General features: G+C 65.9%; 20 protein-coding genes and 1 pseudogene. 5 read left to right on the forward strand and 16 right to left on the reverse strand.

Going from position 1 to position 24143, the window contains the following annotated elements:
- The first annotated feature begins 177 nt into the window (after positions 1-177).
- From JQ635_RS15845 to JQ635_RS15855, 3 genes are all read left to right on the forward strand, one after another.
- Positions 178-672, forward strand: coding sequence for a MarR family winged helix-turn-helix transcriptional regulator (locus JQ635_RS15845; RefSeq protein ID WP_211410775.1), 495 nt, complete (start codon positions 178-180; stop codon positions 670-672).
- 267 nt (positions 673-939) lie between these two features.
- On the forward strand, positions 940-2358 hold the full coding sequence (locus JQ635_RS15850; protein ID WP_211410776.1) for a cytosine permease: 1419 nt from the start codon (positions 940-942) through the stop codon (positions 2356-2358).
- Between the two features lie 4 nt (positions 2359-2362).
- On the forward strand, positions 2363-3310 hold the full coding sequence (locus JQ635_RS15855) for an acetamidase/formamidase family protein (protein ID WP_211410777.1): 948 nt from the start codon (positions 2363-2365) through the stop codon (positions 3308-3310).
- 2 nt (positions 3311-3312) lie between these two features.
- Here the strand turns inward: JQ635_RS15855 and JQ635_RS15860 are convergent, their stop codons facing one another.
- From JQ635_RS15860 to JQ635_RS15895, 8 genes and pseudogenes are all read right to left on the reverse strand, one after another.
- Positions 3313-4083 (reverse strand): polysaccharide deacetylase family protein, encoded by a 771-nt coding sequence (locus JQ635_RS15860; protein ID WP_211410778.1) that lies wholly within the window; start codon positions 4081-4083, stop codon positions 3313-3315.
- The gene (locus JQ635_RS15865) at positions 4080-4925 is read right to left on the reverse strand and encodes a polysaccharide deacetylase family protein (RefSeq protein WP_211410779.1); all 846 of its coding nucleotides are present in this window, start codon (positions 4923-4925) and stop codon (positions 4080-4082) included. The genes JQ635_RS15860 and JQ635_RS15865 overlap by 4 nt, the downstream gene beginning before the upstream one ends.
- Entirely contained in the window at positions 4922-6463 is a 1542-nt protein-coding gene (locus JQ635_RS15870; protein WP_211410780.1) for an ABC transporter substrate-binding protein, read from the reverse strand. The genes JQ635_RS15865 and JQ635_RS15870 overlap by 4 nt, the downstream gene beginning before the upstream one ends.
- 14 nt (positions 6464-6477) lie before the next feature.
- Positions 6478-8089 (reverse strand): annotated as a pseudogene (locus JQ635_RS15875) (ABC transporter ATP-binding protein).
- Positions 8086-8898, reverse strand: coding sequence for an ABC transporter permease (locus JQ635_RS15880; protein ID WP_211410781.1), 813 nt, complete (start codon positions 8896-8898; stop codon positions 8086-8088). The pseudogene JQ635_RS15875 and the gene JQ635_RS15880 overlap by 4 nt, the downstream one beginning before the upstream one ends.
- Positions 8895-9839 (reverse strand): ABC transporter permease, encoded by a 945-nt coding sequence (locus JQ635_RS15885; RefSeq protein WP_211410782.1) that lies wholly within the window; start codon positions 9837-9839, stop codon positions 8895-8897. Before JQ635_RS15885 ends, JQ635_RS15880 begins: the two co-directional genes overlap by 4 nt.
- A gap of 9 nt (positions 9840-9848) precedes the next feature.
- Entirely contained in the window at positions 9849-11414 is a 1566-nt protein-coding gene (locus JQ635_RS15890) for an ABC transporter substrate-binding protein (RefSeq protein WP_246583566.1), read from the reverse strand.
- Positions 11414-12571: a C45 family autoproteolytic acyltransferase/hydolase gene (locus JQ635_RS15895; RefSeq protein WP_211410783.1), complete on the reverse strand. Its 1158-nt coding sequence runs from the start codon at positions 12569-12571 to the stop codon at positions 11414-11416. The genes JQ635_RS15890 and JQ635_RS15895 overlap by 1 nt, the downstream gene beginning before the upstream one ends.
- A gap of 100 nt (positions 12572-12671) precedes the next feature.
- Here JQ635_RS15895 and JQ635_RS15900 point away from each other — a divergent pair, with 100 nt between their 5' ends.
- The gene (locus tag JQ635_RS15900; protein WP_349631865.1) at positions 12672-13586 is read left to right on the forward strand and encodes a GntR family transcriptional regulator; all 915 of its coding nucleotides are present in this window, start codon (positions 12672-12674) and stop codon (positions 13584-13586) included.
- A gap of 18 nt (positions 13587-13604) precedes the next feature.
- Positions 13605-14951: an aspartate aminotransferase family protein gene (locus tag JQ635_RS15905; protein ID WP_211410785.1), complete on the forward strand. Its 1347-nt coding sequence runs from the start codon at positions 13605-13607 to the stop codon at positions 14949-14951.
- Positions 14952-14960: 9 nt separating this feature from the next.
- On the opposite strand, the gene JQ635_RS15910 is transcribed toward JQ635_RS15905, so the two are convergent.
- The 8 genes from JQ635_RS15910 to JQ635_RS15945 all read right to left on the reverse strand — a co-directional run bounded on the left by JQ635_RS15910 (position 14961) and on the right by JQ635_RS15945 (position 24134).
- Positions 14961-15944 carry an ABC transporter ATP-binding protein gene (locus JQ635_RS15910; RefSeq protein ID WP_211410786.1) on the reverse strand — a complete coding sequence of 328 codons (984 nt, stop codon included), beginning with the start codon at positions 15942-15944 and terminating at the stop codon, positions 14961-14963.
- Entirely contained in the window at positions 15941-16930 is a 990-nt protein-coding gene (locus tag JQ635_RS15915; protein ID WP_026312732.1) for an ABC transporter ATP-binding protein, read from the reverse strand. Before JQ635_RS15915 ends, JQ635_RS15910 begins: the two co-directional genes overlap by 4 nt.
- A gap of 18 nt (positions 16931-16948) precedes the next feature.
- Positions 16949-17872, reverse strand: coding sequence for an ABC transporter permease (locus JQ635_RS15920; protein ID WP_211410787.1), 924 nt, complete (start codon positions 17870-17872; stop codon positions 16949-16951).
- The gene (locus tag JQ635_RS15925; RefSeq protein ID WP_211400951.1) at positions 17869-18810 is read right to left on the reverse strand and encodes an ABC transporter permease; all 942 of its coding nucleotides are present in this window, start codon (positions 18808-18810) and stop codon (positions 17869-17871) included. The genes JQ635_RS15920 and JQ635_RS15925 overlap by 4 nt, the downstream gene beginning before the upstream one ends.
- 17 nt (positions 18811-18827) lie before the next feature.
- Positions 18828-20432 carry an ABC transporter substrate-binding protein gene (locus tag JQ635_RS15930; protein WP_211410788.1) on the reverse strand — a complete coding sequence of 535 codons (1605 nt, stop codon included), beginning with the start codon at positions 20430-20432 and terminating at the stop codon, positions 18828-18830.
- A gap of 155 nt (positions 20433-20587) precedes the next feature.
- Entirely contained in the window at positions 20588-22258 is a 1671-nt protein-coding gene (nikE, locus tag JQ635_RS15935) for a nickel ABC transporter ATP-binding protein NikE (RefSeq protein ID WP_211410789.1), read from the reverse strand.
- Positions 22255-23103 (reverse strand): ABC transporter permease, encoded by an 849-nt coding sequence (locus JQ635_RS15940; protein ID WP_211410790.1) that lies wholly within the window; start codon positions 23101-23103, stop codon positions 22255-22257. Before JQ635_RS15940 ends, nikE begins: the two co-directional genes overlap by 4 nt.
- A complete protein-coding gene (locus JQ635_RS15945; RefSeq protein ID WP_211410791.1) occupies positions 23100-24134 on the reverse strand; it encodes an ABC transporter permease in 1035 nt (344 codons plus the stop codon). Before JQ635_RS15945 ends, JQ635_RS15940 begins: the two co-directional genes overlap by 4 nt.
- Positions 24135-24143: the final 9 nt, after the last annotated feature.

Here is a 24143-nt window from a genome sequence, read left to right on the forward strand (position 1 = left end):
TCCTTGGCTCTTGCGCAGGCGGTTACCCCGCCCGCAGATTACGAAGCATGCTTCGCATTTGAATACGAAGTATGCTTCGTATTTTGACAAAAGCAAGCATCATGCCATGATCAGGCGGTGGCAGCCGCGCTCGAATCGAGCTAAGCGCGACGGAGTTTCGGGTTGGGAGAGTGTGCATTGCGGCAAGCAAGGAAGGGTCGCACGGGGGCCAAGCATCGCCCTTGGCCATTGTCGCAGCGCCCCGGTTATCTGATCCGGCGGCTGCACCAGATTCACGTCGCGCTGTTTCAGGACGCCTGCGGCGAGTTCGAGGTCACGCCGCTGCAATACAGCCTGCTTTCGGCGCTGGCGGTGCGCGAAACTGCCGATCAGACCACTTTGGCGGCCGATATTGCGCTGGATCGCACCACGACGACCGGCGCGCTGAAGCGGCTCGCCGCACGGAACCTGGTCGAGCGCGCCGTCAACAAGGACGATCGCCGCGCGCGCCTGTGCCGATTGACGCCGGCCGGCGCCGCGCTGCTGGTCAAGATCGAGGGCGCGGCGCGGCGTGCGCATCGCGCGACGCTCGGCGATCTCAGCGAGCGGGAACAGGCGCTCTTCATCGAGATGATGCAGCGCATCGTGGCCGGCAACCCAAGTCGCGACAGCTCCGCTGCCCTATTCGATTAGGCGCAGTTGCTGCGCTTTTGAGTTGGGCTGCTCAATTTATCATCGTACCGCTGCTTCGCCATGCAACATCCACCGCCTCTCGCCGGCACGTCGGAGATGCCACGCCGAGCCGGCACGTGAGCATAGCGCGCGCTTGAAAACGCAGGTGCATCCGCCGCGAGCTACGCTGCATCCGGCATGCGGCACGCACCCTGCCCGGCCGCGTCGCAACCAATGGCACGATTTATGCTGCGATGATGCGAAGCGTGCTTCGTATTGGGGGATGTCATGACGGATTCCGAACTTCGCGCTGATATTCACAGCATCGAACCAATTCCCGATGCGGACCGGGACTCCACCGGCCCGCAGCAGATGTGGATCTGGGCCGGCGCCAACATCGCGCCGGTGAACTGGGCGCTCGGCGCGCTCGGCATCATCCTCAAGCTCGGCCTGATGGAGACGATCGCGGTCATCGTGCTCGGCAACATCGTGGGCTGCGCGATCTTCGCGACCTTCACGGTGATGGGACACAAGACCGGCGTCAACCAGATGGTGCTGAGCCGGTCCGCCTTCGGCGTCCGCGGCGCCTATTTGCCCAGTATCCTGATGTTCCTGATGACGCTGGGCTGGATCGGTGTGAACACCTATTTCCCGGTCAAGGTCTCGATGGGCATCCTCGGCCAGTTCGGCGTGCCCGACACCTGGCTGATCGAGATCGTCGTCATCACGCTGGTGATGGCGGCGCAGGTGCTGATCGGCATCTACGGCTTCTACGCGATCCGCACCTTCGAGAAATACACGGTGCCGCCGACCATCGCCATCATGGTGCTGATGAGCGTGCTGGCCTGGACGCGCCCCGGCGTCGTCAACTGGGGCCTCACCACCTCGCTGCCGCCGGGCGCGCACATGGCGATGCTGACCCTGCTGATGACCGCGATCGGCGTCGGCTGGGGCATCTCCTGGGTCACCTGGGCCTCGGACTATTCGCGCTTCGTGCCGCGCAGCACGTCCTCGAAGTCCGTGTTCTGGTACAGCTATGTCGGCATGTTCGTGCCGACGGTCTGGCTCGGCATCCTCGGCGCGACCATCGCCTCGACGACGCTGGACACCGACCCCGCCAAGATGGTCAGCGCGGTGTTCGGCGGACCGGTCAGCATCCTCGTGCTGCTGATGGTGCTGCACGGCCCGATCGCCACCAACATCCTCAACGTCTATTCAGCGACGCTGGCGGCACTGAGCGCGGGGCTGAAGCTCTCGCGCTTCTGGCTCACCGTCATCACTGGCGTCGCCGGCTATCTGGTCACGCTCTACTTCATCTTCGCGCCGTCCTTCGCGAAGGCGTTCGACAACTGGATGATCAGCCTGCTTTTGTGGATGAGCCCGTGGGCCGGCGTCGTGCTCGCGGACTACTTCATCAAGCGCAAGGGCGAGATCGACGTCGCCGAGCTCTACCGATCGCCCGAGACCAGCGCCTATGGCGACATCAACTGGGCCGGCATGATCGCGTTCTTCGCGGGTCTCGTTGCCGGATGGTTGGTCGAAGACGGCCTCGTCGGCGCGCTGCAGGGGCCGATCTCGACCAACTTCCTGGGCGGCGCCGATCTGAGCTGGCTGTTCGGCATTGGCGTGGCGGGCCTCGTCTATCTCGGGCTGGGCAAGTTCGCGACCTCGCCCTCCTCGATCGTTGCGAGCAGCGCAGGCAGGTAGCGGCATGGACCACGTCCTGCGCTCCACTCCCGGAAACGTCCAGTGGGGACTCTGGGACGGACGATTGAAGCCGGTGCTCCGAATCGCATCCGGAGACCGGGTGACCATCGAGACCCTGTCGGGCGAGCCGGACGATCTGCCCGATCCGTCGCTCGGCTTTGACACCGTTCCCGGACATGCGGAGGTGCTGGCAAGCGCATTCCGCGGTCCGGGCCCGCACCTTCTCACGGGACCGATCCACATCGAAGGTGCCGAGCCCGGCGACGTGCTGGAAGTGCGCGTCTTGAATATCGAGCTGCGCTGCAATTGGGGCTGGAATTTGCAGGTGCCGACGCTCGGCACCCTGCCGGAGGATTTTCCCGAGTTCCGCCGCATCCACATTCCGCTGGACCGCGCGCGTAACGTCGCAAAGCTTCCCTGGGGCCAGGAGCTGCCGCTCTCCCCCTTCTTCGGCAATTTCGGCGTCGCGCCGCCGCCGGCCTGGGGCCGGCTGTCCTCGAAGGAGCCGCGCGCGTTCGGCGGCAACATGGACAACAAGGAGCTCGGGGCCGGCAGCACCCTGTATTTTCCGGTGTTCGTGCCGGGCGCGCTGTTCTCGGCCGGCGACGGCCACGCGCTGCAGGGCGACGGCGAAGTCTGCCTCACCGCGATCGAGGCAGCGCTGACAGGCACGTTCGAATTCCACGTCCACCGCGATCTCCGCCTCACCTCGCCGCGCGCCGAGACGGCGTCCGACTGGATCACCATGGGGTTCGACGAGGACCTCGACGATGCCGCCAAGGCGACGCTGCGCGACATGATCGCGCTGATCCGAGAAAAGAGCGGCCTCAGCGCGCAGGATGCCTATACGCTCTGCTCGATCGCCGCCGACCTCCGCGTCACGCAGCTGGTCGACGGCAACAAGGGCATCCACTGCGTGCTGGCGAAATCCCGGATGCCGCGGCACGTCTAGGATCAGGATCCCGATCGATCGGCGAGCTCTTCGCAGGTCAGGAACGCAACTCCGTCCAACCCGCGCAGCCAGCTCAATAGGCCGTCGAGCGCGGCAACGCGGCTTGCCCGCGCGCTGCCGTAGTCGCTGCGCGGATGCAGCGTCAGCGTGATCAGGCAGCGCTCGCGGTGCATGGCCTCGATCTCCTCGCGCCACATCTTCATGACGCGGTCATGCGTCTGACGCTGGCCGTACAGAATCGCGTCGATCAGGATCTCCGCATGCGGCACCTCGACCATGCCGCAGCCACCGTCGGCATCGAGCCGGTACGGATGATCGTCGTCCTGGAAGCTCGAATCGTAGCGATAGCCGAGATCGGAGAGGTGCCCGAGCGTGCGCTCGGTGAGCCGGCCATGCGGCGCGCGAAAACCGCGCGGCGCACGGCCGACGATCCGCGACAGCGACGCATGCGTGCGCTCCAGCAGCGCCCGCTCGTCGATGCCGGCCGCGTCCATCTCTTCCATCGCCCAGCCATGCGCGGCGATCTCATGACCGCGGCCGGCGAGCGCGGCGATGTAGGCGGGATTGGCTTCTGCTTCAGCACCCGGCACGAACACGGTGGATTTGATGCCGTGGCGATCAAGCAGGCCGAACAGCCGCTCGCAGCCGACCGCATAGGCGTATTTTCCGTAGGAAGCGCGGCCGAACAGCGCGTCTTCCCCAAGCTGGGTCAGCTCCACCGTCTTGCCCTGAAGATTGACGGTCACGACAATTGGAATGATCGGCTTCGTCATTGTCCGCTCCAGTCCCGCCGCCAATCGGTCGGACGCTTCAGGCACCATTCGGCAAGCTCCAGCATGCCGACGAAGCGCACGCCGTCGTGGCGCTTGGCATATTTGATGAGCCCTTCGACCGCGGCAACGCGCGCGGGCGAGCCGGAGCCATAGCCGACGCGCGGGTGGAAGGTCAGGTTGTAGTAACCGCCCTCGGCGTAGATCGCGTCGAACTCCTGCTCCCAATGCGTCAGCACTTCCGACGGCGGCGTATAGCTGACACGGTAGAACGGGAAATCATCGAGGGTCGAGGTGTTGTTGGGCAGGCAGACATAGTCGCTGCGCTCCTCGCCGTCGTAGCGGGCGAGATACGGCAGGTCGAAATCCTTGTCGCTGGAATCGTAGACATAGCCGAGCTCGCGGAGCTTGCGCAGCGTGCGGGCGGTCTTGTGCCCGGATGGCGAGCGCCATCCGCGCGGCGCGACGCCGGTGATTTCCGTGAGCAGTCGGTGCGTCCGCTCCAAGAGCTCCGGCTCGGCATCGCCGGGATCGACGCCCTCGTGAAAATAGCCGTGCGAGCCGATCTCGATGCCCGAGCGCGAGATGTCGCGGACGAGGTCCGGGTGCTCCTCGGCATCATAGCCGGAGACATAGAAGGTCCAGGGCACGTTGTGCCGCGTGAACATATCGACGAATCTCGGGATGCCGCATTTGGCGGAATAGCGGCCGTGCGAGCGCGCCCCGAGCGGCAGCTGGCCGCGGCCGCGCTCCAGCGAGGTACCGTCGAAATCGAGCGTGAGCCCGACGACGCAGCGCGCGCCGTCCGGCCAGGCATGTTGCCTGCGCTGGGCAAGGGAGATCATCTGACAACCTCGACATTCCAGAAGCGGGGTTTGCGTCCGGCCCATGGCGCATAACCGCGCACGGCAGGCGCGACCGCGGAGACGTTGACGCCGGAGCTCCACACGATCATCGGCGCATCGTCGACGAACAGTCCGTGGAGCGCATCGAACAGCGGCTGGCGCGCCACAGGTTCGGGCGTCTCCATCAGCTTGCCAAGCAGCTCGATCGCATCACGATTGCCCCAGACCTTGTCCGGCTGCGCGGTCTTGTCGCCGATGAACCGGTCCAGCCCGAAGGCGGGATCGAGATAAGGCGTGTAGTTCCAGACCATGAGCTGATAGTCGCCCTTGTTGTAGCGGCTGAGCTGGGCCGCGAACTCGACGACCTCGACGGTGAGATTGAGGCCCGCCTGCTGCGCCATTGCCTGCACCATCACGGCGACGTCGTTCATGACGGGAAAACGCGAATTGGTGGTGATCTTGATCGGCTCGCCCTTGTAGCCGGCCTCGCTCAGCAGCTTCTTCGCGCGCGCGATGTCGAGGTTTTGGCCGGCCTGCTCCACTGCGCCGTAATAGCGGCTCGAGAGCGGCACCAGCGACGTGCTCGGCTTGGCGTAGCCGTCGGTCAGGCTGTCGCTCATGCCGGGATAGTCGAGCGAGGCCGCGATCGCCTCGCGGATGCGCTTGTCCTTCAGCAGCGGATCATTGGTCTGCATCACGATGGCATTCAACGAGGCAACCGGCGCCGATGCGATCACGAGCCCTGCCGACCTCAACTCGCCCGCGAATTTGGGATCGGCTGACGGCCAGAGATCGAGATTGCCAGACTGGATCGCCGCCTTCGCCGCCGCCGGATCGGGCACGATCGACAGCCTGACGCGATCGACCTTGGGCGGCTTGGCCCCACTGAGGCCGTCGGCCGACTCGCTGCGCGCTGCATAGGCCTCGTTGCGCACGAGCTCGATGAACTGGCCGCGGCGCCATTCGGCCAGCTTGAACGGGCCGGTGCCGATCGCCTTCTGCCAGGCGCCGTCGGCGCCGACCGAGTCCGGGTGCGCGATGCCGGTGCTGTCGCAATCGGCCCGCGCCATCGTGCTGAGGAACGCGCCGCTCGGCTCGGCGAGTCGGAAGACAACTTGCTCCGGCGACGGCACCGTGATCTCGACGATCTTGATCTTGCGCGTGCCGTCAAAATTGGTTCGGCACGGCCAGCCGGATTTCGGATCGAGGAAGCGCTCCCAGGTCCACGCCACTTCGCGTGAGGTCAGCGGCGCGCCGTTGTGGAAGGTCACGCCCTCGCGCAGCGTGAAGGTGTAGGTGCGGCCATCGGCGGACGTCTCAATAGCTTTGGCCAGCATCGGCGCAACGGTGCCGTCACCTCGCCAGGCGACGAGGCCTTCGTAGATCTGCTGCAGCACCAGTCCGGTGTTGTCGTCAGGGCTATTGCCCGGCATCAGGCCGCGGATGTCGGTCGTGACCATGCTGCGCAGGACGCTCTCGGCGCGGGCCACCGGCAGCGGCGCAAGCATCAGGCACAACGCAACGACAAACCGTTTCATACGCAAGATCCTGTTCAGCCCGAGACTCGCTCCGCCGCCGCACCGGCGAAATCCAGCACGGGCGCGGCTGCTAGCAGCGCCTTGGTGTAGTCATGCCGGGGGTGATCGAAGACGTCATCGCGCGAGCCCTGCTCGACGATCTTGCCGCCCTGCATCACCACGACGCGGTCGGCGACCTGCTCGACCGCCGCGAGATCATGGCTGATGAACAGGCAGGCGAAGCCGTATTGCGCCTGCAGCCGCTCGAACAGTTTCAGCACCTGCGCCTGGATGGTCATGTCGAGCGCCGACACCGGCTCGTCCGCGACCACGAAGGCCGGCTCGCGCACGATGGCGCGCGCAATCGCGATACGCTGCCGCTGACCGCCCGACAATTCATGCGGCCAGCGCTTGCCGAGACCGGCAAGGCCGACCTCGTCGAGCATCGTCTCGACGCGCCAATCGCGCTCGGCCGTCGTGAGTTGCGGCACGTGACGCAGCGGCTCGGCGACGATCTCGCCAACGCGCATGCGCGGATCGAGCGAAGAGTACGGATCCTGGAACACGAGCTGCGAGGCCAAACGGAAGTCGCGATCGACGCTCGTCGCCACGTCCCTGCCCCGAAACCTGATCTCGCCGCCCGAGGTCGGGATCAGCCGCAGCATGGCACGGCCGAGCGTGGTCTTGCCGGAGCCGCTGCCGCCGACCACGGCGACGGTTTCTCCCGCAGCGATGTCGAGATCGACGCCGTTGACGGCGGAGACGCCGGTATCGCGGCGGAATAGCCGCTGCCGCCCGGCAAAGCCGACCTTGAGCCCGCGCACGCTGACGAGCGGCTCGCCGCCCTGTCGCGCCTTGGTCGTGGCGCCGCGGCGCGGCAGGGCCTCGACCAGCCGTTTGGTATAAGCCTCCCGCGGCGAGAACTAACAGGATCTGCCGCGTCGTGCCGGTCTCCACCATCCTGCCCTGGCGCAGCACCAGAGCGCGCTGCGCATAGCGTGACACCAGGCCGAGATTGTGGGTGATCAGCATCACCGAGGTGCCGTGGTCGCGGGCGAGCCCGACCATGAGGTCGAGCACCTCGCGCTGGGTCAGGGTATCCAGCGCCGTGGTCGGCTCGTCTGCGATCAGCAGCTTCGGCTTCAGCAGCATCACCGACGCGAGCATGATGCGCTGGCGCATGCCGCCGGAGAATTCGTGCGGATAGGCGTCAAAGGTTCTTTCAGGATCGCGGATCTGCACGCGCGCGAGCATGTCGAGACAGCGGCGCTTGATCTCGCGCTTGCCGAGCCGCTCGTGCAGGCCGAGCCCTTCCGCCATCTGCGCACCGACGCTGATGGCGGGATTGAGCGAGACCATCGGCTCCTGGAACACCATGCCGACGGTCGGCCCGCGCAGCGTCCGCATCTGGCGCGCCGAGACACCAGCGAGATCGACACCGTCGAGCACGATACGGCCGCCGGCCTTGCGCAGCCCCGGCGGCAACAAACCAAGTACCGCGCGCGCCGCCGCGGTCTTGCCGCTGCCGGATTCGCCGACGACGGCGAGAAACTCGCCGCGCTCGACGGCGAAGGAGATGTCGTCGACGATCACAGCCTTGCTGGCGGCGACCTCGATCCGCAGATTTTCGACCGACAGCAGCGTCATCCGTGCGCCATCCTCGGGTCGAGGCGATCGCGTAAGGAATCGCCGAGCAGGTTGATGCCGAGCAGCGTCAGCGCGATGCACAGGCCCGGCGCGATCGAGAGCCAGGCGGCCGTCTCCATGAACGGACGGCTCGCCGCCAGCATGTTGCCCCAGGTCGGCGCCGGCGGCGGCACGCCGAGGCCGAGAAAGCTCAGCGCGCTCTCGGCCAGCAGAACCCAGCCGAACATGCTGGTCGCGAGCACCGCAACCGGCGCGATCGCGTTCGGCATCACGTGGCGGAACATCGAATACACTTCCGAATTGCCGATCACCCGCGAAGCCTCGACATATTCCTTCTCGCGGATCGACAGCACCGTGCCGCGCACCACGCGGACGACCGACGGGATGTAGGCAAGGCCAAGCGCCAGGATCAGCCCGACCTTGTTGGCGCCGACCACAATCATCACCGCCAAAGCCAGCAGGATACCGGGGAACGCGAGCAGCGCGTCGTTGACCGCCATGATGATGCGATCGGTCCAGCCGCGGATGTAGCCGGCCGCGCAGCCGATCACCATGCCGGCCGCAACAGCCAGCAGCACCGTGATCAGGGCAATCACCACACTCGCGCCGGCCCCGACCATGATGCGGCTGAGCACGTCGCGGCCGAATTCATCCGTGCCCAACCAATGCAGCGACGACGGCGCCTGAAGCCGCGCGCGCAGATTGATCCGCAGCGGATCGAACGGCGTCCAGAACGCGCCTGTAAGCGCCGCGCCGAGCAGGAGCGCGATCAAGGTGCCGCCGATCGCGGTGTTGGCGCGCATCCTCATGCCACCGTCACCCTGGGATCGAACAAGGGATAGCAGAGATCGACGATCAGATTGACCACGACGTAGATCACCGCCGTGAACAGCAGGCAGCCCTGCACCACGGGATAGTCGCGCGCGAAGATCGAATCCACCAGCAGCCGGCCGAGACCGGGCAGCGTGAACACGGTCTCGATCACGGCGATGCCGCCGAGGAGATGGCCGAGCACGAGGCCGATCAGCGTCCAGGTCGGCGCGAAGGCGTTGGGCAGCACGTGCCGGGCGAGGACGCGCCATTCCGGCACGCCCTTGGCGCGCGCATGGGTGACATATTCGAGCCTGAGTACCTCGATCGAGGCGGCGCGTGCCATGCGCGTGAGCACGCCGATCTCCACCATGGTCAGCGTCGCGATCGGCAGCACGATGAAGGTCGCCGCCTGCCAGAAATTCTCCGCGAACGGCACATAGCCGATCACCGGCAGCCATTTCAGCTTGAGGCCGAACAGCAGTAGCAGCAGAAGACCGAGCCAGAAGCTCGGGATCGACAGCAGCAGCGTGGCGCCGCCGACCACGGAGAGATCGAGCAGGCTGTTCTGCTTCCAGGCCGCGACGAGGCCGGCCGGGACTGCGATGCATGCGGCCGCCGCGACCGCCACCAGCACGATGACGGCACTGACCTGGAAGCGGTCGAGGATCAGCGGCAGCACCGCCAGATTGTTGGTGATGGAGTGACCGAAATCCCCGGCCGCAAGCTTGGCGATCCAGTGCATGAACTGGATCGGGATCGGCTGGTCGAGCCCCAGCTGGGCACGAAGCTGCACCGCCTGCGCGGGATCGGCGGCATCGCCGAGCATCACCTGAACGGGATCGCCGGGAATGAGCCGGACCAGCGCGAACACCCCGATCGCGACCAGCAGCAGCGTCGGGATCGTCATTGCCAATCGTCGTGCGAGGTAACCCAACATGGCGCCGCCCTACTCGACCGTGACGCCCCAGAACCGCGGCTGCGGATAAAGCCAGCCGGCATAGCCCTTGATGCCCTTGCGCAGTGCCATCAGCTCGGCGCCGTTGAACAGCACGATCATCGGCACGTCGGCGATGAAGCGCTTGTGCATCTCGTCGAACAGCGCCTGCCGCTTTGCGGTGTCGTCGATCATCATCGACTGGCGCAGCATGTCCTGCGCCTGCGGATTATCCCAGACCTTGCGCGGCTGCGTCGCCTTCGGCCCGGTCAGCATCTCGAAGCTTAGGGAGGGATCGAGCCGCGCCGAATAGGTAAAGGCCATCGACTGGTAGTCGCCGCGGTTGTAGCGGTCCAGCTGTGCCGCCCAGTCCATCACCTCCAGCTCGATATTGATGCCGACGGTCTGGGCCATGGCCTGCACCAGCACGGAGGAATCGAACACGTAGCTGTAGCGCTTGTTGGTGATCATCTTGATCGGCTGGCCGCGGTAGCCGGCCTCCAGCAGCAGCTTCTTGGCCTCCGCGAGGTTCTGTGCATAACCGTGCGACTGCGTCTCACTGTAGAACGGGCTGCCGAGCGGCAGCGCGGAATTGTTGGGGCGCGCGGTGCCCATCATCACGGCATCGACGATCTGCGCGGTGTCGATCGACAGCGCAATGGCGCGGCGGATCCGCACGTCCTTCAGCAGCGGGTCCTTGGTCTGGAACAGGATGCCGGTGAGGCCGAGCGCGGGCGTGATGCTGAGCTGCACCTCGGGACGCGATTTGAGCTCTTCGAGATCGGGGATCGACAGGCTCATGATGACGTCGAGCGAGCCGCTGAGCAGCCCCGCCTTTGCGGCAGAGCTGTCCGGAATGACGTTGAAACGAACGCGATCGACCTTGACGTCCTTGGCGCCCGTGTAACCGGTGCGCGGTTCGCTGCGCGAGACGTAGCCGTCGAAGCGGATGACATCGACATATTGTCCGCGCTTCCACTCGCCGAGCTTGAACGGGCCGGTGCCAACAGGGGCGATCCACTTGCCGTCCGCCCCGACGGAATCGCGATGGATGATTGCGGTCTGGCCGCAATCGGGGCGCGCGAGAGTCGGGAGGAACAAGGCGCTCGGCTGATCGAGCGTGATGGCGACGGTCTGCGGATCGGGCGCCTCGATCTTCTCGACCCGCGCGATGCCGGTGGCGCTGAATTCGGAGAGGCAGCGCCATTGGGTTGCTGGGTCGAGCCAGCGCTTGAGCGACCAGACCACGTCGTCCGAGGTCATGGTGGCACCATTGTGGAACTTGACGCCCTGGCGCAGGCGGAATGTGTAGGTCTTCCCTTCGTTCGAGACGGTCCAGCTGTCAGCCAGCATCGGGCCGATCGACGTGTCGTCGCGGAAGGCGACCAGCCCTTCCACCACATGCGCGATCACGCCGTCGGTGTTGGCGTCGCGATTGGTGCCGGGATCGGTCGAGCGGATATCGGCGTTGAGCCGCGTCCGCAGCAATGTCTCGGCGCCGGCCTTGCCCAGCATGGCCCACAGGACGAGCGCGGCCAGACCGACCGCCCATGCCGGCGATGGCCGACGCCGCCGCATCACGCGGCCCCCGCGGCAGACCGCTCGTACGCGGCCCGCCCGATTTCGTCGATTTCGAGCCGGTACTCGGTGAATTCGCGGTTGAGCGCCGGCAGCGGCGCCGCCTGCATCAATCCGCTCGCCGGTTCCATCAGGATCGTCGCCACGGTGGCACTGAGATTGTTGCTGAGATTGCGGCGCGGCGGGCGGCACACCGACCAGGGATAGGCGAACTCGTCGAACAGCGCATTCTTGACGTTGTCGAAGGTGATGCTGCCGATGTGCGGCTGAAGCAGATCGCGGACTCGGATGTCGCGGTAGAGACTGTCAGGCGTATCCTGGATGCCGGCGTCCTTGAGCTTGCCGAGCGCAACCGGGCTCACGAAGTGATTGGCGTGCACCAGCAGGCCGTTCTGCGGATGCACCTGAAAGGTCTCATCCGGCGCACATTCGAAATCGATCGCCACGCCCTCGCGATGGCTGATGATCATGTTGTTGGCCGCGGATTTCCTGGTGCAATAGACGGCACGCATGGCGAGCGCGAGATGCTCCTGCTCCAGCACCTTGCGGCGGATCAGCGCCAGCGGCACGCCGACCTGGCGATAGTCACGGTCACTTTGGAGATAGTTCGCGGTGATCGCGATGCCGACTGCGTTGAAGCCACAGCGACCCAGCGCGCCGGCCTCGGTGAAGGTCATGAGATCAGGACCGTCATCGCGACGCACCCTCAGCACCACCGCGGTCTCCGCGCATTCGCGCTTCCAATCCCAGTTCTGGGCATGGATCAGGCGGCCGCTGGCGGTCGCCTGCGGCATCACGACGACGCCGGTGCAGCCGTCGGGCTCGTCGGGCGTTTTCAAGCGCGCGCGGATCACCGGATTGGCGAGCTTGATGATCTCGGTGCGGGCGTTGAGCAGGACGACGTCCTCGAACGGAACGTCGGCGCCCTCCGCAATGCCGCGCATCTCTTCGATATAAGTCGGATCGAAGCCCTCGATAACAGGCAGATATTCCCGCACCAGCTCGGCAACTCCCTTGGCGTCGAGCGAAAGCTCCTTCAGCTGCGCGAAGTAGTGCGTCGTCCCCTTCTTGATGCGGCCTGCCGCCTTCTGCCCGTACTGACGGCCACGCTCGCGCGGAGGACCGGAGATTTCGATGAGGGGAAAGGGCTCAACCATGGGACGCCAAATTCCTTCTTGAAGTTCCTTTTGCTTTCCCGGGAAAGCTAATGTATTTTGTGATGACATGAAACAAAAATCTTCGACCGCGAAATCTGCCGTGGAAAAAACGCCTCCAAGCCGGCTCCAGCGCGAATTGTCCGCCGGGATCATGGACCTGATCCGGAGCGAAGGACTCGCGCCGGGAACCCGTCTTGCCGAGGTCGCGCTGGCCGAGCGCCTTCAAGTGTCCCGCACGCCGGTGCGCGCCGCGCTGAAGCTCTTGGCGCGGCGCAAGCTCGTGCATGCCGGCGCCAGCCGCGGCTATTTCGTCGCCGAGGCCGCCCCCGCCTCCCACAAGGCACCGCCAAAGCCGAGCCCCGACGATACCGACCGGCTGTTCCTCGCGATCGCGCGCGATCGCCGCGCCGGGCGATTGCCGGAGGAAGTTTCCGAGCGCGACCTGATGCAGCGCTACGATGCGACGCGGCCGATCGTGCAGCGCGTGCTGACCAAGCTTGCGGAAGTTGCCGCCGTTCAGCGCAAGCCCGGCCATGGCTGGCGCTTCCAGCCGACGCTCGCCGATACGCAAGCGCGCGACGAGAGTTACCGATACCGTCTGCTGATCGAGCCGGCCGCCCTGCTCGAACCTGGATTCAAGCTCGATCCGGCCTGGGCCGCCGAGATGCGCCATCGTCACCAGGAGATGCTGGCGATGCCGTGGAGTGACACCGCCAGCATCGCGCTCTACGAGATGAATGCGGCCTTCCACGAAGGCCTCGCCGCGGCATCGGGCAACCGTTATCTGCTGGTCGCGGTTCAACAGCAGAACCGGCTGCGGCGCTTCGGCAATTACGACTGGACCTTCGGCCATGAGCGCGTGATCGTGAACTGCCGCGAGCACCTCGCCATCCTCGACCAGCTCGAAGCCGGCCAGAACGAGGCCGCGGCTGCGCTCTTGCGCCGGCATCTCCAGGGCGCGGCAAAGCTCAAGCGCGGCCCGGCCAATTCCAACACGCCATCCAAAGCCTCCTGACGTTTTCCAAGAGTTGCCATGACCATGAATACTTTCGCGTCCTCCAACAGCCCCCTCACCCGCGAGGCCATGGAGCCGTTCTGGCTGCCGATGACGCCGAACCGCCAGTTCAAGTCGAAGCCGCGCATCTTCGTCGGCGCCGAAGGCATGCATTACATCACCGATGACAACAGGCGCATTCTCGACGGCATGGCGGGGCTGTGGTGCGTGAACGCGGGACATGCGCAAAGGCGCATCGTCGAGGCGATCCAGTCGCAGGCGGCGAAGCTCGACTTCGTCTCCTCGTTCCAGATGAGCCATCCGGCGGCCTTCGAGCTCGCCCGCCGCATCACCGAGATCGCGCCTGATGGCCTCGACCACGTCTTCTTCACCAATTCAGGCTCGGAATCGGTCGACACCGCGCTGAAGATCGCGCGCGGCTATCACCGCGCCCGCGGCGACGCGAGCCGCATCCGTTTCATCTCGCGCGCAAAGGCCTATCACGGCATGGGCTGGGGCGGCCTGTCAGTGAGCGGCATCGTCCGCCACCGCAGGGATTTCGGCCCGCTGCTGCCGGAGGTCGACCACCTCCCGCACACCCATGATCCCGAGCATGCCGCGTTCTCGCGCGGCCAGCCGCAATGGGGCGCGCATCTCGCCGACGAGCTTTCAAAGCTGCTGCAGGTGCACGATCCCTCGACCATCGCCGCCGTCATCGTCGAGCCCGTGACCGGCTCCGGCGGCGTGCTGCCGCCGCCGGTCGGCTATCTCGAGCGGCTGCGCCAGATCTGCGACCAGCACGGCATTCTCCTGATCTTCGACGAGGTCATCACCGGCTTCGGCCGCCTCGGCGCGCCGTTCGGCGCCAACGCTTTCGGCGTGACGCCCGACCTCATCACCTGCGCCAAGGGCATGACCAACGCCGCCGTGCCGATGGGCGGCGTCATCGTCAGCGGCAAGGTCCATGACGCGCTGATGCAGGGGCCGGACAACGCGATCGAGCTGTTCCACGGCTACACCTATTCGGCCCATCCGCTGGCCTGCGCGGCGGGTCTTGCCGCGCTCGACGTGTATCAGGATCTCGGCCTGTTCGAGCGGGCGCGGCGCCTCGCGCCGGTGTGGGAGAACCACGCGCACGGCTTGCGCGATCTCCCCCATGTTGTCGACATCCGCAACATCGGGCTGCTCGCCGCGATAGACCTAAAGCCGCGCGAGGGCACGCCGGGCGCACGCGGCAGCGAATGCGCCAACCGCTGCTATGAGGACGGCATCCTGATCCGCGGCAGCGGCGACACGCTGCTGATCTCGCCGCCCCTGATCATCACCGAGGAACAGATCGGCGACATCTTTGCGGCCATCCGCCGCGCCCTGACAGCGATCGGCTGACGCCGGGACTCACCCCGCCGGCAATGCATCGAGGTGGCACGCCACCCACTGCTCGTCTCCGGCCGCCCGGAGCGTCGGCTCCTCGGTGCGGCAGCGGTCGAACACGAACGGGCAGCGGGTGTGGAAGCGGCATCCCTTCGGCGGATTGATCGGGCTCGGCACGTCGCCGCCGAGGATGATCGGATTGCGCTGGGCACCGGGCTCGGGCAGCGGCACCGCCGAGAGCAGCGCCTTGGTGTAGGGATGCCTCGGCGCGGCAAAGATCTCCCGGCGCGGCGCCACCTCGACGATCTTGCCGAGATACATCACCGCGACGCGGTGGGTCATGTGCTCGACGATGGCGAGGTCATGGCTGATGAACAGCAGCGCGAGGCCGAACTTCTGCTGGAGGTCCTGCAGCAGATTGACGACCTGCGCCTTGACCGAGACGTCGAGCGCCGAGACAGCTTCGTCGCACACGATCAGCTCGGGCTCCGCTGCAAGCGCCCGCGCAATGCCGATGCGCTGGCGCTGGCCGCCGGAGAATTCGTGCGGCCGGCGGTTCAAGGCCTCGCGCGGCAGGCGCACGGTGTCCATCAGCTCCGTGACGCGAACCTCGAGATCTTCCTTGGATTTGGCGAGGCCGAAATTGCGGATCGGCTCGGCCAGGATGTCGCGCACGCGCATGCGCGGGTTGAGGCTCGAGAACGGGTCCTGGAACACGACCTGCACGCGGCGGCGCATCTGGCGCATCGTGCTCGGATGGGCGTCGTCGATGCGCTGGCCGTCGAGAATGACCTGGCCCGAGGTGATCTCGAACAGCCGCAGGATGGCGCGGCCGACCGTCGATTTGCCGCAGCCGGACTCGCCGACCAGCGACAAGGTCTCGCCGCGCGCGATCTCGAACGACACGCCGTCGACCGCATAGACGAATTCGGTTTGTCGCCCGAAGAGGCCTTTGTTGATCGGGAAATGCTTCTTGAGGTCGTTGACCTGGAGCAGCGGAGGACTCATGCCGCGATCGCTCCCTTGGCCGCGTAATGACAGGCGGCGATGTGACGGGGGCCCTTCTCTTCCAGCCCCGGCGCATATTGGCGGCAGAGATCGGTCGCGAGCGCACAGCGCCCGGCAAAGACGCAGCCGGTGATCGGCTTGCGGAGATCCGGCACCTGCCCGGGAATCTCGGCGAGCCGCGTCGCCGTGCCCGCGAGCGAGGAGCCGAGCTTCGGCACCGCGCCGAGCAGGCCCTGCGTATAGGGATGACGCGGCGAACGGAACAGCTCCGCGACCGGCGCCTCCTCGACCTTGCGGCCGGCATACATCACCATGACGCGCTCGGCGATCTCGGCGACGACGCCGAGATCGTGGGTGATCAGGATGATGGCCGCGCCGACCCGGCGCTTGAGATCCAGCATCAGCTTGAGGATCTGCGCCTGGATGGTCACGTCGAGCGCCGTGGTCGGCTCGTCCGCGATCAGCAGTTTTGGATTGCAGGCCAGCGCCACCGCGATCATCACGCGCTGGCGCATGCCGCCGGAGAGCTGGTGCGGATATTCGCGCACGCGCCGCTTCGGCTCGGGAATGCCGACCAGCGTCAGCATCTCGATCGCGTGCGCCTCGGCGGCCTGCTTGTCGAGGCCCTGATGGATCATCAAGGTCTCGCGGATCTGGCGGCCGACGGTCAGCACCGGATTGAGGCTGGTCATCGGCTCCTGGAAGATCATCGAGATGTCGTTGCCGCGGATCGCGCGCATCTCGCGGTCGGACAGCTTCAGGAGATCCTTGCCGGCAAAGCGGATGCTGCCTGCGATCCGGCCCGGCGGCTCCGGGACCAGCCGCATCAGCGACATCGAGGTCACCGACTTGCCGCAGCCGGACTCGCCGACGATGGCGAGCGTCTCGCCCTCGTTGACATGGAAGGACACGCCGTCGACCGCGCGGTTGATGCCGCCGGGGGTGCGGAAATGGGTCTGGAGGTTCTCGACTTCGAGCAACGCCATGTGATCAGCCTCTTGACTTCACAGGCTCTTGGCCATGCGCGGATCGAGCGCATCGCGAAGGCCGTCGCCGAGCAGATTCACGGCAAGCACGGTGACGGACAGGAAGGCCGCCGGGAAGAACACGATATAGGGCTTGACCTGCCAGAGCGCGCGGCCTTCGGCCATGATGTTACCCCAGGACGGAATGGTGGGCGGCGTGCCCGCGCCGATGAAGGACAGGATCGCCTCCGTGATCATGGCGCTGGCGCAGATATAGGTCGCCTGTACCAGCATCGGCGCAACCGTGTTGGGCAGGATGTGGCGCAGGATGATCATCGGCGTGCGCGTGCCGCAGGCCACCGCCGCGTCCACATAGGGCTGCTCGCGCAGCGACAGCACGACGCTGCGGACGAGGCGCGAGACGCGCGGGATCTCGGCGATGGTGATCGCCAGGATGACGTTGCCGACGCTGCCGCGCGTCAACGCCATCAGCGCGATGGCGAGCAGGATCGGCGGGATCGACATCAGGCCGTCCATGAAGCGCATCAGGATGCCGTCGGCCCAGCGGATGAAACCCGAGATCATACCGATCGCAAGACCCGCCGCGGATGCGAAGATCGCGACCGACAGGCCGACCGTGAGCGAGACCCGGGCACCAAAGAGCACGCGCGAATAGATGTCACGGCCGAGCACGTCGGTGCCGAACCAGAAATCGGTCGACGGCGCGCGCGTCCGCTTGGCGGGCGCAAGCGCGGTCGGATCGATCGTCCCGAGATAGGGCGCGAAGATCGCGATCAGCACGAGGGTCAGCAGCAGCGCGCCGCCGATCGCGACCGTCGGATGGCCGCGCAGCATTCCGATGAAGCCGCGCCGGATCTTGACCGGCCGGAGGATCTCCGGCAGTTGCGGCGCGAGAACGAGGCCGGCCGGAAGCGATTGCGGGTTGACGGTGGTGTCGGTCAATAGCGGATCCTCGGGTCAACGAGCGTATAGGTGACGTCGATCATCAGGTTGACGAGGACGTAGACGAAGCTGAACAGCAGCACGATGCCCTGGATGACCGGATAGTCGCGGCGCAGGATCGCATCGATCGTGAGCCGGCCGAGGCCGGGAATCGCGAACACGCTTTCAGTGACGACCGCGCCGCCGATCAGCAGCGCAATGCCGATTCCGATCACGGTGACGATCGGAACCGCAGCGTTCTTCAGCGCATGAATGAACAGGATGCCGCCCTGCCCCAGGCCCTTGGCCTTGGCGGTGCGGATATAGTCCTGCTGCAAGACCTCGAGCATGGCGGCGCGCGTGATGCGCGCGACCAGAGCGATGTAGACGCAGCCGAGCGCGATCGCCGGCAGGATCAGGTTTTCCAGCCACGGCCAGAAACCCTGGGTCAGCGGCGTGTAGCCTTGCACCGGCAGCCATTCGAGCTCGAGCGCGAAGATGTAGGCGAGCATGTAGCCGACCACGAAGACGGGCAGCGAGAAGCCGAACACCGCAAAGCCCATGATGACGCGGTCGATCAGGCTGCCGGCCTTCCACGCCGCCACCACGCCGAGCGGCACCGCCACCACGATCGTGAGCAGCAGCGTGACGATCATCAGCGACAGCGTCGGTCCGAGACGCTGCCCGATCATCGCCGAGACCGGCAGGTTGGTGAAGATCGAGGTGCCGAGATCGCCGTGCAGGATGCGCCAGACCCAGCTTCCGAACTGGACCAGGAACGGCCGGTCCAGCCCCAGGCTCTGGCGGATGCGCTCCACATCCTCCGGGCTTGCCTGATCGCCCGCGATCACCACCGCCGGATCACCCGGAGCGATGTAAAGCAGGCTGAACACGAACAGCGCGACGATTGCCATCACCGGCAAGGTCGCGACGATGCGACGGAGGATGTAGGAGAGCATCTGGCCTCAACGCACGATCAAGCGGACTTCGACACGCCCCAGAACAAGGGCAACGGTCCCTTGGTCACGCCGGAGACGTTCTTGCGCCACGCGGTGTAGCTCAGGAAGAAGCCGGTCGGAGCGTAGACGACGTCATCGATCGCCGCCTTATTGAGACGGCCGATGGCGGCCTTCTCCTCGTCGAGGTTCTTGGCCTCGAACCACGACGTGACCTCCTTCTCGGTGCCAGCGCTGGTCGGCCAGCCGAACCACGCCTTGTCGCCGTTGGCGCGAATGGCGGTGTAGGGAGCCGGATTGACGCAATCCGCGCCTGCGTGCCAGGTGTGGAACATGTTCCAGCCGCCCTGTCCCGGAGGCGTCTTCTGCGCGCGGCGGGAGCCGACCGTGCCCCAGTCGGTCGCGACGAAGTCGACATTCATGCCGAGCTTCTTGAGGAGGTCGGCGGTCACGTCGCCCATTGCCTTGGTGATCGGCTGGTCCTGCGCGACGAGACACGTCACCGGCTGGCCGGAATAGCCGCTCTCGGCGAGCAGCTTCTTGGCGGCGTCCAGATCGCGCTTGCCCTTCAGAATCTCGCCACCCACTTCAGTGTAGAGCGGCGTATCCGGCGTGAAGTAGCCGGGCAGCGGCTTCCACAGCGAATTGTCGTCGCCGACGATCGCGCGCATGTAGTCTTCCTGGCTCAGCGCCATCAGCACCGCACGCCGCGCCTTGACGTCGTTGAAGGGCGGATAGAGGAAGTTCATGCGGAAGGAGCCGATATTGCCGAGAGGATCGCCGATATCGACGCTGATGTTCTTGTTCTTCTTCAGAACCGGAACGAGATCCGCGATCGGATTCTCCCACCAGTCGATCTCGCCGTTCTGCAACGCGGCCGCCGCAGTTGCCGGATCCGGCATGATCACCCACTCGACGCGATCGACCATCACCTGCTTGCCGCCGGCGAGCCAGGACGGCTTCTCCTGACGCGGCACGTAGTCGGTGAATTTCTCGAACACGGCCTTGGCGCCGGGGACCCATTCGCTCTTGGCGAACTTCAGCGGACCGGAGCCGACATATTCAGAAATCTGCTTGAACGGGTCGGTCTGCGCGATGCGCTCGGGCATGATGAAGGCGCATGGCGAATTGTTCTTGCCCAGCGCGTAGAGCATTTTCGGGTAGGGCTGCTTCAGGACCCATTTGAAGGTGCGGTCGTCGACGGCCGTCAGCTCCTGCTGGAGCGCCTTGATCATCAGGCCCATCGGATCGCGCGCCGCCCAGCGGGTGAGGCTCGCGACGACGTCCTTGCTCAGCACCGGCGCGCCGTCGTGGAATTTGAGGCCCGACCGCAGCTTGAAGGTCCAGGTCGTGCCGTCGTCCGTCACTTCCTCGGACTCGACCATCTGCCGCTGCGGCTGGAACGAGGAGTCGATGCCGTAGAGCGTGTCCCAGACCATCGCGGCCGCATTACGCACGACATATTGCGTGCCCCAGATCGGATCGAAATTGGCGAGATTGGCCTGCGGCACGAAGCGCAGGGTGCGGGCCGCGGCGCCCTGGGCGATTGCCGGGGCCGACAGGCCGCCCGTCAATGCCAGACCGCCCGCGCCAGCCAATCCCTTCAATACCGTCCTGCGATCCATGAAGTCCTCCCAGTAATGCCGTGATGTCGGCCAATCATTGGCCAAAGGCAGGTGAAACCGAAGCCCATTGGCAAGCAAATGGTATGCCAGTAAATGGGCCTTCGCCAGCGGGATCTCTTCGACTTTTTGGCTGGCCCACGTTGACTTGCAACGCCTCACAGAGCAGCCGCGAGCACCTCGCCGGTCTCGATATGCGGGATCGCCTCGACCAGCTTGCGGGTGTAGTCGGTCTTCGGATTGTCGAACAGCGCCCGGCTGTCCCCCTGCTCCACGATGCCGCCATTGCGCAGCACGATGGTGCGGTCGCACAGCATGCGCACCACGTTGAGATCGTGGCTGACGAACAGCAGCGCGATGTCGTTTTCGCGCCTGAGGCGATCGAGCAGCTGCAGCACAACCGCCTGCACGGAGACGTCGAGCGCGGCCGTGGGCTCGTCCAGCACGAGGAGCCGCGGCCGGCAGGCGATGGCGCGGGCAATGCCGACGCGGGCCTTCTGGCCGCCGGAGAGCTGATGCGGGAAACGCGGCAACAGGTCGAGCGGCAACCCGACCCGGTCGGCGCATTCTTCCACCCGCTTGCGCAGCGCATCGCCGGCGCGCATGCCATCGAGCCGCATCAAGGGATGGGCGATGCAGTCGAAGGCGGTGAAGCGCGGGTTGAGGCTCTCGTTCGGGTCCTGAAAGACCATCTGGATGTTTTTGCGCAGCGGCGAGCGATGAAAATCGCGCGATGCCACGTGGCCGATCGACTGGCCATCGAACACGATGTCGCCTTCGCTGGGATCGATCAGGCGGCAGATCATGCGCGAGGTCGTGCTCTTGCCGGAACCGGATTCGCCGACCAGACCGACGCTCTCGCCACCGGCCATCGTCATGGAGAAGTCGGCAACCGCCGCAGAGCCCTGGTCGAAACGTTTTACGAGCTTGCGCACCTCCAGCAACGGCGGCGTCCCGTGTGCTGGCTCCAGCCTCGGTTTGCTGACGACAGCGGAGTAACGCTCCCGCTCCTCCTCGGTCACGAGATCCTCGATCCGGGACGTCGCGGTGGGCGACGCCGCAACGAGGCGCTTCGTATAGGCGTGCTGCGGTGTGCTGAAGAGCGTCCTCGGGCTCGCCTCCTCGACGATGCGGCCGCGCTCCATCACCGCGATGCGGCGGCAATAGCGGGCCGCAAGGCCGAGGTCGTGCGTGATCAGGATCGTGGCCATGCCGCGCGCGGCGGCAATGTCCGCGAGCAGATCCATCACCACCTTCTGGGTGGTGACGTCGAGGCCGGTGGTCGGCTCATCCGCGATCAGGAGTGCGGGATTGCAGGAGATCGCGATCGCGATCATGACGCGCTGGCACATGCCGCCGGAGAGCTCGTGCGGATAGGCATTCATCCGCGCTTCGGGATCGCGGATCTGGACGGCCCGCAACAATTCCAGCGCCTCGGCGCGCGCGGCGTCCTTGGATATTTTCTTATGCGTGAGGATCGCATCGGCGATCTGGAGGCCGATCGCGCGGATCGGATTGAGCGCCGCCCGCGGATTCTGGAAGATCATCGACATCGCGGCGCCCTGGAGATGACGGAGGTCATCACCCCTGAGCTTCGTCACGTCCTGCCCGCGAAACAGGATTTTTCCGCCGGTGACGCGCCCGGCCGCATCGAGCAGCCGCGTCGTCGCAAAGCCGGTCACCGACTTGCCCGAACCGCTCTCGCCGACGAGGCCGAGCATCTCGCCGGCCCCAACGTTGAGCGAAACGCCGCGCACGGCCTCGACCATGCCACGTCGCGTCGAGAACGCGACGTGCAGGTCCTCGATCCTGAGCAGCTCCTCGCTCATGTGCGCATGCGGGGATCGAGAATATCCCGCATCCCGTCCCCGAGCAGGTTGAAGCACAACACGGCCATCATCAGCGCGAGGCCCGGAAAGGCCACCAGCCACCACCGCCCCGTGGAGATGAAGCGCGCGCCCTCCGCGACCATGATGCCCCATTCCGGCGTCGGCGGCTTGACGCCGAGGCCGATGAAGGACAGGCCCGCGGCATTGAGAATGGCCCAGCCGAGATTGAGCGATATCTGCACCGCCATCGCCGGCAGGATGTTCGGCAGCAGGAAACGCAGCACCACCGAGAAATGGCTCTCGCCGCAAGCGCGCGCGGCCTCGACCCAGCCGACATTGCGCCGGACGTTCACCTCGGCGCGCGCGAAGCGGATGTAGAACGGAAGATTGATGATCGCCGTCGCGATCACGATGTTCTCGATCCGGTTGCCGAGGGCCGCGACCATCGCCATCGCCAGCACGAACAGCGGAAAGGCCATCATCACGTCGACGAAGCGGCCGACCGCGCGATCGAGCTTGCCGCCGGCATAGCCGCAGAACGCGCCGACGACGGCCCCGATCACGAAGGAGATGCCGACCGCTGAGACTGCGATCGCAAGATCCAGCCGCGCGGCGATGATGAGACGGCTGAACACGTCGCGCCCGAGCTGGTCGGTGCCGGCGAGATGCGCGGCGCTCGGCGGCTGCAGGGCCTCCGAAACATTGGAGACTACGGGATCGTAAGGAACGATCCAGGGCCCGAAGATCGCGAGCAGGACGAACAGCGTCACGCCGGCCGCGGCGACCGCCGTCAGCGGATTGCCGCGCAGGATCCAGACCGAGTGGCGAAGGGTTGCGCTGGTCATTCGATCGACACCCTGGGATCGGCGATGCCGTAGCAGATATCGACCACGAGATTGACCAGCACGAACAAGCTCGCCATCAGCAGCACGAAGCCCTGCACCGGCGCGTAGTCGGACGACAGCAACGCATCGAGCGCGTAGGAGGCAACGCCCGGCCAGGAGAACACCTTCTCCACCAGCACATTGGCGCCCAGCATGGTCGAGAACACGATGCCGGCGATGGTGATGACGGGCAGGATCGCGTTCCTCAATGCGTAAGTGACGACCACCTTGCGCCAGGACAATCCGACCGAGCGCGCGGTGCGCACGAAATCGCTGCCGAGCGACACCAGCATCGAGGCACGCGTGATCCGTGCCAGCGGCGCGATCACGAACAGGGCCATGCTCACCGCCGGCAGGATCAGCTGCTTGCAAGCCGCCCACCAGCCCTCGAAGTCGCCCGCCAGCAGGAAGTCGATCGACAGGAAGCCGGTGCGCTGCGGCGGCAGCGAGGTGAAGACGTCGATCCGCCCGGTGGGATCAGGCGCAAGCCCGAGCAGATAGTAGAAGACGTAGATCAGCAGCAGACCCGAGACGAAGGTCGGCACGCAGACGCCGAGCGCGCAGAACAGCCGCACGCCGTGATCGACGACCGACCCCGGCCGCAGCGCCGCCATCACGCCGAGCGGCACCGCCGCGATCAGCGCGATCAGCAGCGCCGTGAACGTCAGCTCCAGCGAGGCCGGCAACCGCTCGCGCAAATCCTTCAGCACCGGCTGCCCGGTCATCATGGAGCGGCCGAGATTGCCGTGGCCGATGTCGGAGAGATAGTAGACGAGCTGCTCCGGTACCGACTTGTTGAGCCCCATCTGCTTGCGGATCAGCTCGATCTCTTCCTTGCCCGCATTGGGCCCCGAGGCGAAGAACACCGCGGGGTCGCCGGGCAGGACGCGCATCAAGAGAAAGGTGAAGACCAGCACACCGAACAGCGCCGGCAGCGACGACAAAAGCCGCCTGCCCGCCCGCATCATCGTTGCGCCAAGACCAGTCGTCACCTTTCAGAG

Source organism: Bradyrhizobium iriomotense (assembly GCF_018130765.1).
Classification (GTDB): domain Bacteria; phylum Pseudomonadota; class Alphaproteobacteria; order Rhizobiales; family Xanthobacteraceae; genus Bradyrhizobium; species Bradyrhizobium iriomotense_A.

Bases quoted from the DNA above. Each gene is read 5' to 3' on its own strand.
- JQ635_RS15895 (WP_211410783.1), bottom strand. From the start codon at position 12,571: ATGGTTGAGCCCTTTCCCCTCATCGAAATCTCCGGTCCTCCGCGCGAG.
- JQ635_RS15930 (WP_211410788.1), bottom strand. From the start codon at position 20,432: ATGGATCGCAGGACGGTATTGAAGGGATTGGCTGGCGCGGGCGGTCTG.
- JQ635_RS15910 (WP_211410786.1), bottom strand. From the start codon at position 15,944: ATGAGTCCTCCGCTGCTCCAGGTCAACGACCTCAAGAAGCATTTCCCG.
- JQ635_RS15905 (WP_211410785.1), top strand. From the start codon at position 13,605: ATGACCATGAATACTTTCGCGTCCTCCAACAGCCCCCTCACCCGCGAG.
- JQ635_RS15870 (WP_211410780.1), bottom strand. From the start codon at position 6,463: ATGAAACGGTTTGTCGTTGCGTTGTGCCTGATGCTTGCGCCGCTGCCG.
- JQ635_RS15855 (WP_211410777.1), top strand. From the start codon at position 2,363: ATGGACCACGTCCTGCGCTCCACTCCCGGAAACGTCCAGTGGGGACTC.
- JQ635_RS15915 (WP_026312732.1), bottom strand. From the start codon at position 16,930: ATGGCGTTGCTCGAAGTCGAGAACCTCCAGACCCATTTCCGCACCCCC.
- JQ635_RS15880 (WP_211410781.1), bottom strand. From the start codon at position 8,898: ATGAGGATGCGCGCCAACACCGCGATCGGCGGCACCTTGATCGCGCTC.
- JQ635_RS15940 (WP_211410790.1), bottom strand. From the start codon at position 23,103: ATGACCAGCGCAACCCTTCGCCACTCGGTCTGGATCCTGCGCGGCAAT.
- JQ635_RS15890 (WP_246583566.1), bottom strand. From the start codon at position 11,414: ATGCGGCGGCGTCGGCCATCGCCGGCATGGGCGGTCGGTCTGGCCGCG.
- JQ635_RS15885 (WP_211410782.1), bottom strand. From the start codon at position 9,839: ATGTTGGGTTACCTCGCACGACGATTGGCAATGACGATCCCGACGCTG.
- JQ635_RS15925 (WP_211400951.1), bottom strand. From the start codon at position 18,810: ATGCTCTCCTACATCCTCCGTCGCATCGTCGCGACCTTGCCGGTGATG.
- JQ635_RS15850 (WP_211410776.1), top strand. From the start codon at position 940: ATGACGGATTCCGAACTTCGCGCTGATATTCACAGCATCGAACCAATT.
- nikE (WP_211410789.1), bottom strand. From the start codon at position 22,258: ATGAGCGAGGAGCTGCTCAGGATCGAGGACCTGCACGTCGCGTTCTCG.
- JQ635_RS15860 (WP_211410778.1), bottom strand. From the start codon at position 4,083: ATGACGAAGCCGATCATTCCAATTGTCGTGACCGTCAATCTTCAGGGC.
- JQ635_RS15865 (WP_211410779.1), bottom strand. From the start codon at position 4,925: ATGATCTCCCTTGCCCAGCGCAGGCAACATGCCTGGCCGGACGGCGCG.